Source organism: Streptomyces durocortorensis (genome assembly GCF_031760065.1).
GTDB lineage: Bacteria > Actinomycetota > Actinomycetes > Streptomycetales > Streptomycetaceae > Streptomyces.
In genome coordinates this window covers 1,326,124-1,341,200 of the sequence record NZ_CP134500.1, presented here as the reverse complement: position 1 = coordinate 1,341,200, position 15,077 = coordinate 1,326,124, and the positions used below count along the sequence as shown (strand labels likewise).

At 72.8% G+C, this 15,077-nt stretch carries 16 protein-coding genes; 8 read left to right on the top strand and 8 right to left on the bottom strand.

Translation table 11 applies throughout. The features are described 5' to 3' along the window. Positions 1 to 47 precede the first annotated feature (47 nt). A complete protein-coding gene (locus RI138_RS05885) occupies positions 48 to 1,037 on the bottom strand; it encodes a hypothetical protein (RefSeq protein ID WP_311119040.1) in 990 nt (329 codons plus the stop codon). A 262-nt stretch (positions 1,038 to 1,299) separates the two neighbouring features. Between RI138_RS05885 and RI138_RS05880 the strand changes: the two genes are divergently transcribed. Both RI138_RS05880 and RI138_RS05875 read left to right on the top strand, forming a co-directional pair. Beyond that, positions 1,300 to 1,626: a DMT family transporter gene (locus tag RI138_RS05880; protein ID WP_096632658.1), complete on the top strand. Its 327-nt coding sequence runs from the start codon at positions 1,300 to 1,302 to the stop codon at positions 1,624 to 1,626. Next, entirely contained in the window at positions 1,626 to 2,195 is a 570-nt protein-coding gene (locus tag RI138_RS05875; RefSeq protein WP_311119039.1) for a TetR/AcrR family transcriptional regulator, read from the top strand. Before RI138_RS05880 ends, RI138_RS05875 begins: the two co-directional genes overlap by 1 nt. Positions 2,196 to 2,319: 124 nt before the next feature. Here RI138_RS05875 and RI138_RS05870 read toward each other — a convergent pair whose 3' ends face one another. After that, the gene (locus RI138_RS05870; protein ID WP_311119038.1) at positions 2,320 to 3,201 is read right to left on the bottom strand and encodes a winged helix-turn-helix transcriptional regulator; all 882 of its coding nucleotides are present in this window, start codon (positions 3,199 to 3,201) and stop codon (positions 2,320 to 2,322) included. Between the two features lie 94 nt (positions 3,202 to 3,295). Here RI138_RS05870 and RI138_RS05865 point away from each other — a divergent pair, with 94 nt between their 5' ends. Continuing rightward, positions 3,296 to 4,540 (top strand): MFS transporter, encoded by a 1,245-nt coding sequence (locus RI138_RS05865; RefSeq protein ID WP_311119037.1) that lies wholly within the window; start codon positions 3,296 to 3,298, stop codon positions 4,538 to 4,540. Between the two features lie 10 nt (positions 4,541 to 4,550). Next, on the top strand, positions 4,551 to 5,549 hold the full coding sequence (gene dapD, locus RI138_RS05860) for a 2,3,4,5-tetrahydropyridine-2,6-dicarboxylate N-succinyltransferase (protein ID WP_311119036.1): 999 nt from the start codon (positions 4,551 to 4,553) through the stop codon (positions 5,547 to 5,549). An 18-nt stretch (positions 5,550 to 5,567) separates the two neighbouring features. On the opposite strand, the gene RI138_RS05855 is transcribed toward dapD, so the two are convergent. After that, positions 5,568 to 6,449, bottom strand: a complete 882-nt coding sequence (locus RI138_RS05855; protein ID WP_311119035.1) for a 4-hydroxy-tetrahydrodipicolinate synthase family protein — start codon at positions 6,447 to 6,449, stop codon at positions 5,568 to 5,570. A 145-nt stretch (positions 6,450 to 6,594) separates the two neighbouring features. On the opposite strand from RI138_RS05855, the gene RI138_RS05850 reads away from it, so the two are divergent. From RI138_RS05850 to RI138_RS05835, 4 genes are all read left to right on the top strand, one after another. Continuing rightward, on the top strand, positions 6,595 to 7,263 hold the full coding sequence (locus tag RI138_RS05850; protein ID WP_311119034.1) for a DUF4232 domain-containing protein: 669 nt from the start codon (positions 6,595 to 6,597) through the stop codon (positions 7,261 to 7,263). Positions 7,264 to 7,386: 123 nt separating this feature from the next. Next, positions 7,387 to 8,112: an antibiotic biosynthesis monooxygenase gene (locus RI138_RS05845; protein WP_311119033.1), complete on the top strand. Its 726-nt coding sequence runs from the start codon at positions 7,387 to 7,389 to the stop codon at positions 8,110 to 8,112. Positions 8,113 to 8,213: 101 nt separating this feature from the next. After that, positions 8,214 to 9,689: a hypothetical protein gene (locus RI138_RS05840; protein WP_311119032.1), complete on the top strand. Its 1,476-nt coding sequence runs from the start codon at positions 8,214 to 8,216 to the stop codon at positions 9,687 to 9,689. Between the two features lie 307 nt (positions 9,690 to 9,996). Next, on the top strand, positions 9,997 to 10,227 hold the full coding sequence (locus RI138_RS05835; RefSeq protein ID WP_003969918.1) for a hypothetical protein: 231 nt from the start codon (positions 9,997 to 9,999) through the stop codon (positions 10,225 to 10,227). A gap of 99 nt (positions 10,228 to 10,326) precedes the next feature. Here RI138_RS05835 and RI138_RS05830 read toward each other — a convergent pair whose 3' ends face one another. The 5 genes from RI138_RS05830 to RI138_RS05810 all read right to left on the bottom strand — a co-directional run bounded on the left by RI138_RS05830 (position 10,327) and on the right by RI138_RS05810 (position 15,000). Beyond that, complete coding sequence (locus tag RI138_RS05830) at positions 10,327 to 11,541, bottom strand: TerD family protein (RefSeq protein WP_311119031.1); 1,215 nt, start codon at positions 11,539 to 11,541, stop codon at positions 10,327 to 10,329. Between the two features lie 127 nt (positions 11,542 to 11,668). Continuing rightward, entirely contained in the window at positions 11,669 to 11,890 is a 222-nt protein-coding gene (locus RI138_RS05825; protein ID WP_096628121.1) for a hypothetical protein, read from the bottom strand. Between the two features lie 70 nt (positions 11,891 to 11,960). Beyond that, positions 11,961 to 12,125 (bottom strand): hypothetical protein, encoded by a 165-nt coding sequence (locus RI138_RS05820; RefSeq protein WP_311119030.1) that lies wholly within the window; start codon positions 12,123 to 12,125, stop codon positions 11,961 to 11,963. Further along, the gene (locus tag RI138_RS05815; RefSeq protein ID WP_311119029.1) at positions 12,122 to 13,336 is read right to left on the bottom strand and encodes an MFS transporter; all 1,215 of its coding nucleotides are present in this window, start codon (positions 13,334 to 13,336) and stop codon (positions 12,122 to 12,124) included. The genes RI138_RS05820 and RI138_RS05815 overlap by 4 nt, the downstream gene beginning before the upstream one ends. 212 nt (positions 13,337 to 13,548) lie before the next feature. Next, positions 13,549 to 15,000: a peptidoglycan D,D-transpeptidase FtsI family protein gene (locus tag RI138_RS05810; protein WP_311119028.1), complete on the bottom strand. Its 1,452-nt coding sequence runs from the start codon at positions 14,998 to 15,000 to the stop codon at positions 13,549 to 13,551. Positions 15,001 to 15,077 lie beyond the last annotated feature (77 nt).

Below are 15,077 nucleotides of genomic sequence, written 5' to 3'. Positions count from 1 at the left end.
AACGGCTGAGAGAGGCCCGCCCTGGGCGTTGTCCGGAAGGACACGACCTACGCGTGGGCGGGCGGCGGCGGGCCGTACTGCTCGGGCAGGGTCAGCGCCGCCGCCTCGGCCAGGACCGGGCCCAGGTTCTCGGCGCGCATCCGGCGGTCCACGTAGAGCAGGCCGACCACCAGCGGCGGGAAGACCGCCGAGAACAGCTGGGCGATCATCTGGCTGATCAGGGACAGCACCATGAGGCCGCCGAACAGTGCGATGAGCTCCCCGCCGCTCGGGTCGGAGTCGACGTCGGCGGGGTCGAAGATGCCGGGGAGCATGCCGAGCATCTGGAACGGCATCTGGATCATGTAGCCGATCATGGACGCCAGCGTGTAGGCGAGCAGTGTGACGCCGAAGACCCGCCACCAGCTGTCCCGCACCAGCTGGGCGGAGCGGCGCAGGGCCGCGACCGGGCGCTGGCCCTCGAAGACCACGACGGTCGGGGCGAGGGCGAACTTCACCCAGAGCCAGACCGCCACCGGACCGACGGCCAGTGCGCCCGCGATGCCGAACCACATGAGCGGCAGGATGCCGTCCGCGTCGCCCAGGGAGATGGCGTAGATCATCAGCCCGAAGACGCCGGCCATGGCGAGCACCAACGGGACGCTCACGATGAGCCCGACCAGGAACACCGTGCCGATCATCGCCCAGGCTCGCGACCAGGCGCGGCTCCACACCGCGCCGAAGCGGATCGGGCGGCCGAGGACCGCCTCCTGGAGGACCACCGGGACCGCCGCCTGTACGACGGCCGACGCCAGCAGGTACACGATGATCCCGATGACCACGAGTACCCCGAACGCGATGCCGAACGGGATCAGTTCCGCCGTGTCGGGGGAGGCCGCCGATTCGGACGTCAGCTCGTCCCAGTTGGCCGCCATGGCGGCGAACGCGACGGCCACCGCCGCACCCATCACGAGCGTCGCCGCGCCGAACAGCGTGAGCGCCACCCCGATCAGCGGTTTCCAGTAGCGCCCCAGTGTCGAGAAGGCGCCGCTGAGCATGTCGGAGATCCTCAGCGGCGCCAGGGGTATCACCCCCGGCTTGGGCGGCGCGGCCCATCCGCCGTCCCATCCGCCCGGTCCCTGCGCTCCCCCGTGGAAGGGTCCCCCACCGTGAGGCGCGCCCCCGTAAGGACCGCCACCCCACCCTGCATCCTGCGCCACTGCGTCTCCGCTCCGTCGATCGTCGGTCGGGACACGGTAGCGTCCCGGCGCGATCCGATGATATGTACGGGCGTACGCAACATTGTGTACTGTCGTACACATGGGATACGCATACGGACTGCTCGCCGCGGCCATCGCGGCGGAGGTGGCCGGGACGACGGCCATGAAGTACAGCGAGGGCTTCACCCGGCTCTGGCCCTCGATCGGCACCGCGGTGGGCTATCTCATCGCGTTCACCCTGCTCGCGCAGACCCTCAAGACGCTGTCCGTGGGCACCGCGTACGCGATCTGGGCCGGCGTCGGCACCGCGGCCGTCGCCCTCATCGGCATCCTCTTCCTGGGGGAGTCCAGCAGCCTCGTCAAGATCACGGGCGTCGCCCTGATCGTCGCCGGGGTCGTCGTGCTCAACGTCGGAGGGGCCCACTGATGGCCCGGCGGTACGACCCCGACCGGCGGACGCGCATCATCGACGCGGCGCTCGCCGTGATGGCGGCCGACGGTATAGCCGGGCTGAGTCATCGCACGGTCGCCGCCGAGGCCGATGTGCCGCTGGGCTCGACCACGTACCACTTCCGCTCGCTCGACGAGCTCCTGATCGCCGCCCTGCGCCGCTGCAACGAGACCTTCGCCCAGGCGCTGCGCGGCAGCGAGGTCCTCGCCGCTCCTCCCGCGACGGGCGCGGCCGCACCCGGCGCCGGTCTCGCGGACGAGCTGACCCGGCTGCTGGGCCAGTGGTTCGCGGGCGAACGCGGGGCGATCGAGCTGGAGTACGAGCTGTATCTCGCGGCCCTGCGGCGCCCCGCGCTGCGCCCGGTCGCCGCCGAGTGGACCGAGGCCGCCGTCGAGGTGCTGTCCCGGCGCACCGACCCGGAGACCGCGCGGGCGCTGGTCGCGCTGATGGACGGCATCTGCCTCCAGGTGCTGCTGACCGGGGGCAGCTTCGACGCGGACCACACCCGGGAGATGCTGGCGCGCGTGGCCGACGGGCGGGGGTGAGGGGCCGTCAGGGCCTGTCGTCGCATGCCCGCCCGCCGGGCGCGACGGGCCCTGGGGCCTGCGCGGGCCCGTACCGTGACGGGCCGACCGCTGTCGCGGCCGCGGGGCTCGCCGTCCGCCCCGCTCAGTCCGCCGCGCGCCCCCGTACCGCCTCCAGCGCCGCCCGTACGCTCGCCTCGATGTCCGTGATCGGGTACAGCACCTCGCGGATCGTCCGGTCCCGGTCCACCACCAGCGTCAGCCGCTTGAGCCTGCTCACCCCCGCCGCCCGGAACGTCGGTAGCCGCAGCGCCGCCGTCAGTGCCAGATCCGCGTCCGAGAGCAGCGGGAAGCGCAGCCCCTCCTTCTCCGCGAACGCGCGCTGTTCGTCCGGGCGCTGCACGGATACCCCGTGCACGGTCGCGCCCGCCGTGGTGAACTCCGCCAACTGGTCGCGGTACGTGCACGATTCGAGGGTGCAGCCGCTCGCCCCCGGGATTCCCGCCCAGCCCGGCGGATAGGCGTCGCGGTGGGCGTAGGCGCTGGGGAAGCAGTACAGAACGGTGCAGGGGGTGTCGGCGACCGGGTCGTGCGGCTGCCCGTCGTTCCCCGTCAGCAGCAGCTCCGGCAGCCGCGTCCCCCTCAGCCCCCGCACCCGGGCAGCCTCCCGCGAGGCCTCCGCCGTCGTCGCCATCGCTTCCCCTTCTCCCAGCACCCAGGTGTCGCCCCAGTCCTGGAGGGCGATCAGCACGGGCAGCAGTGCCCGGCCGCGCGGGGTGAGGCGGTACTCGTACCGGACCGGGCGGTCCTGGTACGGCTCCCGCGTGAGCACCCCCGCGTCGACCAGCAGCCGCAGCCGCTCGGTCAGCACCTTGCGCGAGACGCCCAGCTCCTGCTGGAGCGCGTCGAACCGGTGCACCCCGCGCGCGGTGTCCCGCACGATCAGCAGGGTCCACCAGTCGCCCACGACGTCGAGGGCCTGCGCGATCGAGCAGTCGGCGTCGGCCAGGCTGGTGCGCTGGGGCATGGTCGTCCCTCCAGTAGCGGGTTGACCTTGATGGAATCATGCTGCCATAGTCCGTTCCCTTAGGGAACTCACTGGCTCACGGGGGTGGCGGGGCATGGGCATGGTGCGCGGAGTGCCGCGAACGGTACGGCTGCTGGCGCTCGGGGCGTTCTTCAACGCCGTCGTCAGCTTCACTTTCGTCTATCTCTTCGTCTACCTCGTCGGGCCGCGCGGCCTGACCGTCACCCAGGCCGGAGTCATCAGCGGTATCGGCGGCATCGGCCTGGTCGCCGGGAACTTCACCGGCGGCTGGTTCGGCGACCGCTTCGGCCACCGCCGCGCCCTGCTCACCGGGGCCTGTGTCAGCGGGGCGGCGCTCCTCGTCCTGCCCGCGCTGCCGGTCACCGCGCTGTACGCGGTGCTGCCCGTCGCCCAGTACGCGGCGGGCGTCGTCCGCGCGGCCAGCGCGGCCCTCGTCGCGGTCTCCGTCCCCGAGGGCGGCAGCCGCCGCCAGAGCTTCGCCCTCACCCGCTTCGCGAGCAACGGGGGCTTCGCCGTCGGACCGCCGCTCGGCGCCCTGGTCGCCACCCGGTTCTCGTACGACTGGCTCTTCGTCGCCGACGGAATCGGCACCCTGCTCTTCGCCGCCTACGCCTCACGGATCCTGCCCGCCCGCGGCAGCGCCCACTCCGCACCCGCCCATGACCCCGACGCGCCGGGCATCTGGCGGGAACTGCGGGCCAGGCCCGCCGTGCTCGTACTGCTCGCCGCGATCGTCTGCGTCGACCTCGTCTACCGCCAGCAGTATGCGACCCTGCCGGTCTTCCTGGCCGACCACGGGCACACCACCCAGCTCTACGGCTGGCTGCTCGCCATCAATGGCGGGGTGATCCTCTGCCTCGAACTCCCCGCGGCCCACGCCCTGCGCAAACGCTCCCCGCTCGGCACCGTCGGCGTCGGACTGCTCCTCGTCGGACTCGGCTACGCGATCCTGATCCCCGGCGCGGGCGTGCTCTTCGCCGTCACGATGATGCTGTCGCTGACCCTCGGCGAGATCCTCTACAAGACCCCCGCCACCGCCTACGTCGCCGACCGGGCCCCCGCCCACGCGCAGGGCCGCTTCCAGAGTCTGTACGCCGGGGCCTCCATCAGCGGCCAGGTGCTCGCCCCGCCGCTGGGGGCCGCCCTGTACACGGCCGCGCCCGCGCTGCTCTGGCCGGTCTGCGCCCTGCTCGCGGCGGGTGCGGGGGCCGCGGTGCTGGCGGCGAGGCGGCTGCCGGGGCCCGGGGGGCGGGGGCGGCCGGTCCTGCGGCGGCCGGAAGCTGAGACCGGTTCGCCCGAGCGGGCCCCGGCCGGTTAGGTTGCTGTTCATGACCGACACGACTTCCCAGGGTTCTGCCCGTACCACCGGCGCCGTCGCCGCCGGCCTCGCCACCCTCGCCGGTGACGGCACCGTCCTCGACACCTGGTTCCCCGCCCCCGAGCTGAGTTCGTCCCCCGGCCCCGCCGGTACGCAGCGGCTCACCCCGGACGAAGCCGTGAACCGCCTCGGTGAGGGCGCCGCCAAGGCCATCGGCGTGGACGCCCGGCGCGGGGTCGAGGTCGTCGCCGTCTCCACGGTCATCTCCTCGCTGGAGGACAAGCCGCTCGACGCCCACGACGCCTACCTGCGCCTGCACCTGCTCTCGCACCGGCTCGTCCAGCCGCACGGCCAGAACCTCGACGGGCTCTTCGGCCTGCTGTCCAACGTCGCCTGGACCTCGCTCGGCCCGGTCGCCGTCGACGACCTGGAGCGGGTGCGGCTCAACGCCCGCGCCGAGGGCCTCCACCTCCAGGTCACCTCGGTCGACAAGTTCCCGCGGATGACGGACTACGTCGCCCCCAAGGGCGTACGCATCGCGGACGCCGACCGTGTGCGGCTCGGCGCGCACCTCGCCGCCGGGACCACCGTCATGCACGAGGGCTTCGTCAACTTCAACGCGGGCACGCTCGGCACCTCCATGGTCGAGGGCCGGATCTCCGCGGGCGTCGTCATCGGCGACGGCTCGGACATCGGGGGCGGCGCCTCCACCATGGGCACCCTCTCCGGCGGCGGCAACGTCCGCATCGTCATCGGTGAGCGCTGCCTGGTCGGCGCGGAGGCGGGCGTCGGGATCGCGCTCGGCGACGAGTGCGTCGTCGAGGCCGGTCTGTACGTCACCGCCGGCACCCGCGTCACGCTGCCGGACGGCGAGATCGTCAAGGCACGCGAGCTCTCCGGTGCCTCGAACATCCTCTTCCGCCGCAACTCGGTCACCGGCGCCGTCGAGGCCCGCCCGAACAACGCGGTGTGGGGCGGGCTGAACGAGGTCCTGCACGCCCACAACTGACCTGCTCACCAGGCATTCCTAGGCCGCGAGGAGCTCCTCGTACGCCGCCCGCAGCCCGTCGGTCGCCCCGCGCCCGGCGGGCTGTAGCGGTTCCCGGACCGGCCCCGCGTCCAGAAGCGCCTTCGCGGTGACGGTCCCGGGCAGCCCGCTCGCCATCATCAGCTCGACGAGCCGGGCCGTGAGCCCGTTCAGCCGGGCCGCCTCGTCGGTGCGGCCCGCGTCGAACGCGTCCAGCGGCGCCCGCATCTGACGCGGGGCCACGTTCGCGACCGTACTGACGTAACCCGAGCCGCCCACCGCGTACAGCGGGAGGTTCAGCTCCTCGCTGCCCGAGTAGTACGCCAGTGAGGTGCGGGCGATCACCCTCGTCGAGCCGAGCAGGTCGTAGGAGCAGTCCTTCACCGCTACGACACGCGGGTGCCCGGCGAGCCGCAGCAGGGTGTCCGGCTCGATCCGGACGCCGGTGCGGCCGGGGATGTCGTACAGCATCAGCGGCAGCCCGGTGGACTCGGCCACGCGCAGGACGTACGCCTCGATCGCGGCCTGCGGCGGACGGCTGTAGTACGGGGCGACCACCAGCAGCCCGTCCGCGCCCGCCTCCTCGGCCTCCCGCGCGAGCCGCACGGTGTGCGCGGTGTCCGGACCGCCGACGCCGGAGAGCAGCGGCGTCCCGTCGCCGACCTCCGCGCGGACGGCCCGCAGCAGGGCGGACTTCTCGGCGTCCGTCGTGGTGGGGGACTCCCCGGTGGTCCCGCTGAGGACGATCCCGTCGCAGCCCTGTGCCACCAGCCGCGCGGCGTGCGCGCGGGCGGCGTCCTGATCCAGGGCACCGGTGGCGGTGAAGGGCGTGATCATGGCGCAGAGGGTGCGGCCGAAGGGGCGCGGTGCGGTGGCGGTCATGTCCGAAGTGTCGACTCCGGCAACCATGAAGGTCTACTTAGATCTCCTTGGTGCAATAGGCAAGGAGAGCTGAACAGTTCTTACGGCCCCCGCCCTCTGCCATGATCGAACGCACAGACGACGGCTGCGGCGAGGGGCGGACACCATGGGCGAGCGCGTACGGATACGGAGACGGGCCTCGCCCGTCCTGCCTGCGGCGGCGCTCCTGACGCTGACCGGCTGCTCCGGCTTCCTCGTCCCGGCCGGCGAGGGCGAACCCGACCCCACCCCGTCCACCTCCGCGTCCCGCCCGGGCGGCGTCCACGCCGAGACGCTGCCCCCGGCTCCCGCCCCGGGAGCGGACGCACCGGGCCGGGGCGCCCCGGCCGAGGCCCCGACGTCCGCCCCGCCCGGCAAGTGCCCCGCCTCCGGGGTCGTCGTGGACATGGGCCCGGTGGAGACCGCGATGATGCACCGGGCCGTCGTCCTCACCCTCACCAACTGCGGCCGCAAGCCGTACGCGGTCGACGGCTACCCCTGGGTCCAGGCCCTCGGCGAGGACGGCCGCCCCCTCCCCGTCAAGGTCAACGAGGACGGCTCGCACTTCGGCAGCGACCCCGGCCCCAGGAAGCTTCTCCTGGACCCCGGGCTCACCGTGAAGTCGATCCTCGCCTGGGTCTCCACCCCCGAGGGCGGCGACCTCATCGAGGGCGACGCCCTGGCCATCTCCGCCGCCCCCGGCCTCCCCGTGCGGGTCTTCCCGCTGGAGGGCCACGACATCCGGCTGATGGACGAACTCAACACGACGGCCTGGCGCACCGAACTCACGAGCTGAGGCGGGAATTTCGGCGGGTGCGCGTCCGCAGGGCCGAAGCGCCTTGACCTCAAGGTGACTTGAGGTGTGACGGTGGGGGCAGTGCCGCGGCGCACAGCCGCGGCGGGAGAGGGGAGCACCGCCATGACCACCGTCAAGGCCACGCGCATCACCGACCGGCCCGACTTGTCCCGGGCCGACGCCCGGATCGCCAAGGCCAGCACCTGGAACGTCGGTACACCGCAGCGGCAGCGAGAGGCCGTCGACGCCATCCGGAAGACCTGGGAGAGCCGGGACTGGCCGCACCCCGGGCTGCTCTCCTACAGCGTCTACGCGGGGGAGGACGGCGCGACCCTGCTGCACTACTCCCAGTGGACCGGCGAACAGGCCTACGAGGACTTCGTGCGGAACAACCGTGACGCCCGCAACGCCGAGATCGACGCCGCCGTCCCCGGCATCGAGCGCGTCGCACTCCACACGTACGAGCTCTACCGCTCCGGGCGCCGGGCCGAGGGCGACACCCGGGAGCCGGGGTGCGTCGTCATCGTGGACGTCGAGTTCGACGGGCCGGACCCGGCCCGGCAACGCGACTGGGTGGACGCGGTGTTCGAGGCGCTCGGCGGCGACATCCGGACGCCCGAGGGCGGCATCGCCGCGCACTTCCACATCAGCACCGACGGCACCCGGGTCCTCAACTACGCCGAGTGGGAGACCGCCGAGCACCACATCGCGGCCCTCGCCGCACCCGGTGAGGGCGCCGGCTCCCCGTCGCCGCTGTGGGAACGCGTCCAGAAGTACCCGGGTATGACCGGCGGAGGCGTGAACCGCTACACCCCCGCGCTCAGTCTGGAGCCGGGCGCGGGCGCGTAGAAGCACGCCGGGCGGCGGACGGCCAAATGCGTCTAGGCTTGGGCGGCTGAACCGCGTACGCACTCCGTATGCCCCCGAGCACGCACCGAGGAGAACCCCCGATGTCCGCAGAGCGTCCCTCCCTGCCGCCGGTGCGGCTGAACCCCGAGGCCGAACTGGCACGGGACGCGCTCGCCGCTCCGCTGTTCGTCCGTGCCGTCCGGCTCGCCCGCTGGGCCGGGCCGGACACCCGTGTCGGCGCCGGCGGCGAGCTCGTCGAGGCGCAGCTCCCCGCCGCCGCCGAACACCTCGGGCTTCCGGCCGACGAGGACGGTGCCGCATACGCCAGTGAGGCCTGGCGGCTCGCCGTGGACACCGGGCTCCTCGACGTCACCGACCCCGAGGAGGAGGGCGCCGAGGACGGCGACGGTGAGGGCACAGTTGCCGCGGGGGAGAATCTGGCGCTGCTCACCGGCGGTTCCCCGCAGGACGTCCTCGGCATCTGGCTCGACGGGCTGGACGCCGTGCACGCCGACGCCACCGCGCCCGTCCTGGACGACTTCGCCGATCTCGTCGGCGAGGACGGCTCCATCGACTTCGACGCCCTGGACTGGGACCCGGAGGCCGAGGCGGAGTTCCTCGACGGTGTTCTCGGCAACCTCTACCTGCTCACCCTCGCGGACAACGGCGCGGGCGACGGGCCGGTGCCGCTGCCCGCCCTCGCCGCGTCGATGATCGTCCCCGACGACATGGGCGAGCCCACCGACGACATCCTGGAGCAGGTGTCGGAGGCGATGATGCGCCTCGACGACCAGTTCCGGCTGCTCGAACCCATCGGGATCGTCGAGTACCGGCCGGTGGACGAGGCGTTGATGATCGAGGAGGGCGACGCGCCGGTGGACGCCGCCGGGGCCGACGAGGAGGACGTCACCCGGTACGGCATGGTCAAGCTCACCCCCCTCGGCCTCTACGGCATCCGGGCCCGGATGCTGGAGGCCGGGGTCGACGCCCCCGCCGTCGGCGATCTCGCGGGCAAGGGCGCCGACGTCCTCCTCGACGGCATCGCCCACTACCCGGAGTCCGCCGCCCGCGCCGAGGTCAAGCTCTGGCTCGCGGGGTACGGCCCCGAGGGCGCGGTATCGGCCGCCGCCGAGCTGCTGGCCGCCGCACGCGGCACGGACGAGGGCGCCCCGCTGCGCCGCCTCCACTGCCAGCAGGCCCTCGCCCTGGCCGGGCCCGAGGCGGAGCCCGCCGTACGCGCGGTGCTGGGCGACCCCGAGCTGGGCGGCCTGGCCCGCGTCTGGCTCGCGGAGCGGGGTGCGGCCGATGTCCCCGCCCCGCCGGAGGCCATGATCTTCTGGCTGGCCATCGACACCATCGCCGCCCAGCTGGACACGGACGGCGAACTGGACGAGCTCCAGGGTCTGGTCGAGGGGCTCGCCGCGCAGCACAGCGGCTTCTTCGACGAGGTCTGGCGCGTCGACCACCCGGCCACCGCCGACGTCCTGGAGGCCATGGGGCGGCTGCACAGCGACAAGAAGGCCGCCAAGGAGGCCCGGAAGGCCGCCTTCAAGGCCCGCTCGCGCGCGGGCGGCTAGACGGGGCGCACCAGCGCGCGCGACACCCCGGGACGCCGGGGCGTCGCCGCGTTGATCGTCGGGTCGACCCCCGGTGCAACCGTGGTCCGCCGGTTCGACCGTGGTCCGCCGGGGAGGGGAAACGCCACACGTTCGGGGGGCTTTTCGACCCGGCGCCCCGCCTCTGTGTTCCGCCTGATTCCGCTGCTGGGAGCGGCAGCAAGCGCTGACCGGACCCGGTGAGCGCGGATTACGAATGCGGTACGTCTAGGACCCCGGGAGCGGGCGGGCATGGCGTCGGGCCTCCGCAGGGCGCATACTCGACGTAATGAAACAGTCAGCCGGATCCCGGCGTCACCTGCCTTCCAGTCCCTTCAACCGCCCGGCCCAGGAGGCCCCACCGGTCGAATGCTTCGATGTGGGCGACAGGGTGTCGCACGACCAGTTCGGGCTCGGCAGGATTCTTGCTGTCGAGGGCGACAACGACGCAGTCCTCATCGACTTCTCGGGGCGACAGGGAAGGATCCTGAGCCCGTACTCCAAGCTGACCAAGCTCTGAGTCGCGAGACGAGCGCGAGCAGCCGCTGCCCTCTTCGGATCCGGGGCGCCTGAATCACTTCGGGCGCCCCGGACTCCGTTGGAGCGGAGGGAGCAGGTGCTAGAGGGCCTGGGCGGCGGGCTTCACCATGCCGCGCACCGTCCGCGACTTTACGAAATCACCCATCGCGGTCATTTCCCACTCACCGGTGAACTGCTTGATGAGCTTGGCCATCATCACGCCCGTCTGCGGCTCGGCGCCGGTCAGGTCGAAGCGGACCAGCTCCTCGCCCGTCGCGTCGTCGAGCAGACGGCAGTAGGCCTTGGCGACCTCGTTGAACTTCTGGCCGGTGAACGAATTCACCGTGAAGACCAGGCCCGTCGCCTCGGCGGGGAGTCGGCCCAGGTCCACGACGATCGTCTCGTCGTCGCCCGCGCCCTCACCGGTGAGGTTGTCGCCGGAGTGCTTGACCGCCCCGTTCAGAATGGTGAGGCGGCCGAAGTAGCAGCTGTCCAGGTGGTTGCGGTTGGGGCCGTAGGCGATCACCGACGCGTCCAGGTCGATGTCCTTGCCCCGGAACGCGGGCTCCCAGCCCAGGCCCATCCTGACCCGCGAGAGCAGCGGTGCGCCGCCCTTGACCAGTGACACGGTCTGGTTCTTCTGGAGGTTGACCCGGCCCTTGTCCAGGTTGATCTTCCCGGTGCCCATGGGCGCGGCGGGCGCCACCGGGGGAGCCGGGGGCGCGGGCGGCGCGATGCGCGGGTCGACGGGGGCGGCGACCGGCGCGGGCGGGGCGGCGGCCGCCGGGACCGGCGGGGCGGCGGGGGCTTCGGGCTCCTCGACCGAGACGCCGAAGTCCGTGGCGATCCCGGCCAGGCCGTTGGCGTAACCCTGGCCGACCGCGCGGGCCTTCCAGGCGCCGTTGCGGCGGTAGACCTCGATGACCACGAGCGCCGTCTCGGTGCTCAGCGGCGGCGGGGTGAAGGTGGCGAGCGCACTGCCGTCGTCCGCGTTGCGCACGGTGGCGGTGGGCTCGATGCCCTGGAAGGTCTGGCCCGCGGCGTCCGGGCTCGCGGTCACGACGATCTTCTCGATGCCGGGCGGGACGGCGGTGGTGTCCACCACGATCGCGTCGGGCGCGGAGCCCCCGCCCGCGCGGTAGGTCACACCCGGGCCCGAGGGCTGGTTGTAGAAGATGAAGTCGTCGTCGGAGCGCACCTTGCCGTCGGCGGTGAGCAGCAGGCCCGAAACGTCGAGCCGCACCGGAGCGGCGACGTCCACCGCCACGCGGGCGGCGGAGAGAGGGATGTTCGAGCCGGGGGTCATTGCGGTCATGCAGGGGGTAACGAACGACCCGGCTTTGCCGTTCCCTTACCTTTCTCTCTCACTCCCTGCGCACCCTTTCCCCCTCACTCCCTGAGCGCCTCCCCACCTCCCCGCCTCTCGGTCTCCCCTTCACGTCTCAGCGGCGATTGCGCGGGTGGTTGCGGGCCATGCGTTCGTTGCCGTGCTTGTACGCGCCGGTCCAGCGCGCCATCACCAGCTGCGCGTCGCCGGACACCACCTCGGCCAGGAACTTCTCCGCGCGGCTGCCGCGCAGGGTTCCCGCCGGGCGGCCGTGGTGGGTGATGGTGACGGAGGAGTCGCCGTGCTGTTCGTACTGGAATCCGGAAGGTCTCGGCATGCCCGTATCGTGCCCGCCCGGACGTCCCCGCGTCGCGCCGTTTTCCGTCGGCCGCCCTTTCGCGGGCCTCTCAGCGCGGCCGGATCGGCGGGTCGGTCACGAAGTGGCCGCCGACCCGGGAGTGGGCCGGATCGCCGGGGTCCGGCTCGCCCTGCTCGGCCACCAGCCTCGCCGCGTACGGCTCCGAATCGTCCCGCGGCCGGTAACCGAGCGCCTCGGCCGGGGGAGTGGTCATACGGAGTTCTCTGCCCCGGCCCCCGCCGCGCGATGCCGCACCAGCACCACCGCGGCCACCACCCCCGCCGCCCCGGCCACCGCCGTCAGCACCCGCACGTCCACCACCGCGACGAGCCCCGCCCCCAGTGCCAGGGCCACCGCGTTCGGCGCCGTCATCAGGGAGCTCGCCGTCGCCGCCGTCCGCCCCAGCACCGCGTCCGGGGTCTCCCGCTGCACCGCCACCGTCGCCGCGATCAGGACGCACGGCAGCCCGAACCCGATCGCCGCGCTCGCCGCCATGGCCACCGCGTCCCCAGGCACCGCCCGGGCCCCCACCGCCAGCGCGAACAACGCCATCCCGCCCGCCGCGAACACCCGCTCCGGCAGTCGGCGCAGCAGCGGTCCCGCCAGCACACCCACCGCCACCGAACCGGCGCCCTGCACCGCGTACAGCACCCCCGTGTACGCCGGGGCCCGGCCGAGCACCTCGTCGACGTAGGCGTACGTCATCGCCCCGTTCATCCCCGCCAGCAGCATCGTCGCCGCCCCGGCCGCCACCAGTGGGCACAGCACCGGCGACGCGCGTATCCGCCGCAGCCCGGCGGCGAGTTCGCCACGCCACGACCCCGGTTCCGCCGGGGCCCGCGGAGCCTCCCGTACCGGCAGGCGGGCGAAGACCAGGGCCGCCAGCGCGCACGTCACCGCGTCCAGCAGCGCCACCGCAGGGCCGCCGAACCGTGCGTACAGCCCCGCGCCCGCCAGCGGGGCGATCAGCTTCATGCCCTCGTTGGCCGTCATGCGCAGCCCGTTGAAGTCCGCCAGCAGCTCCGCGCCCACGGCCCGTGCGACGAGCGCCGACTCCGCCGCGTCGAGGAGGACCCCGCCCGCCCCGTAGGGCACCAGCACAACGAAGACCAGCCAGACGCTCCGGACCGAGTCCACCAGCACCAGCGCGCCCAGCAGGCAGGCCAGCGCCAGATTCACCCGGACCAGCAACGCCTTCCGGGGCAGCCGGTCGGCGAGCGCGCCGAGCGCGGGCCCGGCCAGCGCCGGGGCCCACAACGCGAACACGGTCAGCGCCGCCAGACTGTTCGACCCGGTCAGCGACTTGACCCAGATCCCGGCCGTGAGCCACATCGCCGACGTACCGAATCCGGAGATGACCACCCCCGCCAGACAACGCGCCGCCGTCCGGTCCCGCAGGACCCGCACCACCGCCGGACCGCCCATGCCTCCGCTCCCTCCGTCCCCGCGCTCCGCGCCCGCGCCGTGCGGCGCAGGCCGCGGGCCGTGTGCGGCTCATGCTGCGGAGTAAGACGGTCCGGTGGCATCGGGCGGATGCCCTAGGAACGGATGCCCTGGGAGGCGCTAAGAGGCGCTGGGGGCACGGGAGCCGCTGCGCGATGCGCCCCGGCCGCCGCCCCCCCCCGTACCCGTTGCCTTCACCGCTCCAGCGCCGCCTTCATCATCTTCTGCGCGATCGGTGCGGCCAGGCCGTTGCCGCTCACCTCGGAGCGCGCCGATCCGGAGTCCTCGACGATCACCGCGACCGCGACCTCCTTGCCGCTGCGGTCGTCCTTCGCGTACGAGGTGAACCAGGCGTACGGGGTGTTGCTGTTGTCCACGCCGTTCTGCGCGGTCCCCGTCTTCCCGCCGACCTCGGCTCCGGGAATCCGGGCGTTGGTGCCGGTGCCCTCCTCGACGACCGTCACCATCGCACTGCGCAGCTGCTCGGCGGTCGACTCCTTCACCACGCGCTTAGTGTCGCCGTCGCCGGTCTCCTCCAGTACGGTGCCGTCCCCGTCCGTCACCTGGGACACCATGTGCGGCGCGGCCAGCTCACCGCCGTTGGCCAGGGCCGAGGTGACCATCGCCATCTGGAGCGGGGTCGCGGTGACCTCGAACTGGCCGATGCCCGTCAGGGCTGTCTGGGCCTTGTCCATACCGGTCGGGTAGACGCTCTTCGCGGCCCGCACCGGGACGTCCAGCTTCTCGGTGTCGAACCCGAACGCGTCGGCCATCTCCTTGACCTTGTCCTGGCCGAGGTCGGCGGCCGCCTTCGCGAAGACGTTGTTGCAGGAGTAGCGGAGCGCGGTGCGCAGGGTCGCGTTCTCGCAGGGGGCGGAGGCGTTCTCGTTGCGGAGGACGGTGGTGGTGCCGGGAAGGGTGTACGGGTCGGGGCTCCTGGTCGCCTCGTCGACCGAGCCGTACAGCCCGTTCTCCAGCGCCGCCGCCGCGACCACCAGCTTGAACGTCGAGCCCGGCGCCAGCGGCTGCCGCAGCGCCCGGTTGACCAGCGGCTTGTCCGGGTCGTCCAGCAGCTTCTTCCAAGCGTCGCCGTCTCCCGTACCGCTGATCGTCGAGGGGTCGTACGAGGGTGTGGAGACCATGCCCAGGATGCGCCCGGTCTTCGGATCGATGGCCACCGCCGCGCCCTTGTCGTCGCCGAGCGCCTCGTAGGCCGCCTTCTGGACGCCCGGGTCGATGGTGGTCAGGACGTTGCCCGGGGTGGCCTGCTCGCCGGTGAGCAGGTCCTTGGGGTTCTTCAGGCGGTCGTCCGTGCCGTCCAGGACGTCGCTGTAGATGCCTTCGAGCTGGGTCGCGCCGTACGCCTGCGAGCTGTAGCCCGTCACGGCCGCATAGAGCTCGCCCTGCGGGTAGGTCCTCTTGTACCGGAGGTCGCCGCCACTGGTCCCCTTCGATCCGGTGACCGGCGAACCGGCCACGATGATGTCCCCGAGCGGCTGCGCGTACTGCGCGATGGTGTTCCGCCGGTTGTGCTCGTCGTCTGCGAGCGCCTTGGCCTGGTAGCCCTGCACCCATGTCGCCCGCACCAGCAGGGCGAGCACCATGAGCAGGCAGAAGGCCGAAGCGCGCCTGATTGTCTTGTTCATCCCGTTGGAGGGACGAGCGGGTCGGTTCCGGCCGTTCCCCCACGTGCCCCTTCTCACCGATTTCTCACGCGGTGCAC

Bases quoted from the DNA above. Each gene is read 5' to 3' on its own strand.
- RI138_RS05885 (WP_311119040.1), bottom strand. From the start codon at position 1,037: ATGCTCAGCGGCGCCTTCTCGACACTGGGGCGCTACTGGAAACCGCTG.
- RI138_RS05880 (WP_096632658.1), top strand. From the start codon at position 1,300: ATGGGATACGCATACGGACTGCTCGCCGCGGCCATCGCGGCGGAGGTG.
- RI138_RS05875 (WP_311119039.1), top strand. From the start codon at position 1,626: ATGGCCCGGCGGTACGACCCCGACCGGCGGACGCGCATCATCGACGCG.
- RI138_RS05870 (WP_311119038.1), bottom strand. From the start codon at position 3,201: ATGCCCCAGCGCACCAGCCTGGCCGACGCCGACTGCTCGATCGCGCAG.
- RI138_RS05865 (WP_311119037.1), top strand. From the start codon at position 3,296: ATGGGCATGGTGCGCGGAGTGCCGCGAACGGTACGGCTGCTGGCGCTC.
- dapD (WP_311119036.1), top strand. From the start codon at position 4,551: ATGACCGACACGACTTCCCAGGGTTCTGCCCGTACCACCGGCGCCGTC.
- RI138_RS05855 (WP_311119035.1), bottom strand. From the start codon at position 6,449: ATGACCGCCACCGCACCGCGCCCCTTCGGCCGCACCCTCTGCGCCATG.
- RI138_RS05850 (WP_311119034.1), top strand. From the start codon at position 6,595: ATGGGCGAGCGCGTACGGATACGGAGACGGGCCTCGCCCGTCCTGCCT.
- RI138_RS05845 (WP_311119033.1), top strand. From the start codon at position 7,387: ATGACCACCGTCAAGGCCACGCGCATCACCGACCGGCCCGACTTGTCC.
- RI138_RS05840 (WP_311119032.1), top strand. From the start codon at position 8,214: ATGTCCGCAGAGCGTCCCTCCCTGCCGCCGGTGCGGCTGAACCCCGAG.
- RI138_RS05835 (WP_003969918.1), top strand. From the start codon at position 9,997: ATGAAACAGTCAGCCGGATCCCGGCGTCACCTGCCTTCCAGTCCCTTC.
- RI138_RS05830 (WP_311119031.1), bottom strand. From the start codon at position 11,541: ATGACCGCAATGACCCCCGGCTCGAACATCCCTCTCTCCGCCGCCCGC.
- RI138_RS05825 (WP_096628121.1), bottom strand. From the start codon at position 11,890: ATGCCGAGACCTTCCGGATTCCAGTACGAACAGCACGGCGACTCCTCC.
- RI138_RS05820 (WP_311119030.1), bottom strand. From the start codon at position 12,125: ATGACCACTCCCCCGGCCGAGGCGCTCGGTTACCGGCCGCGGGACGAT.
- RI138_RS05815 (WP_311119029.1), bottom strand. From the start codon at position 13,336: ATGGGCGGTCCGGCGGTGGTGCGGGTCCTGCGGGACCGGACGGCGGCG.
- RI138_RS05810 (WP_311119028.1), bottom strand. From the start codon at position 15,000: ATGAACAAGACAATCAGGCGCGCTTCGGCCTTCTGCCTGCTCATGGTG.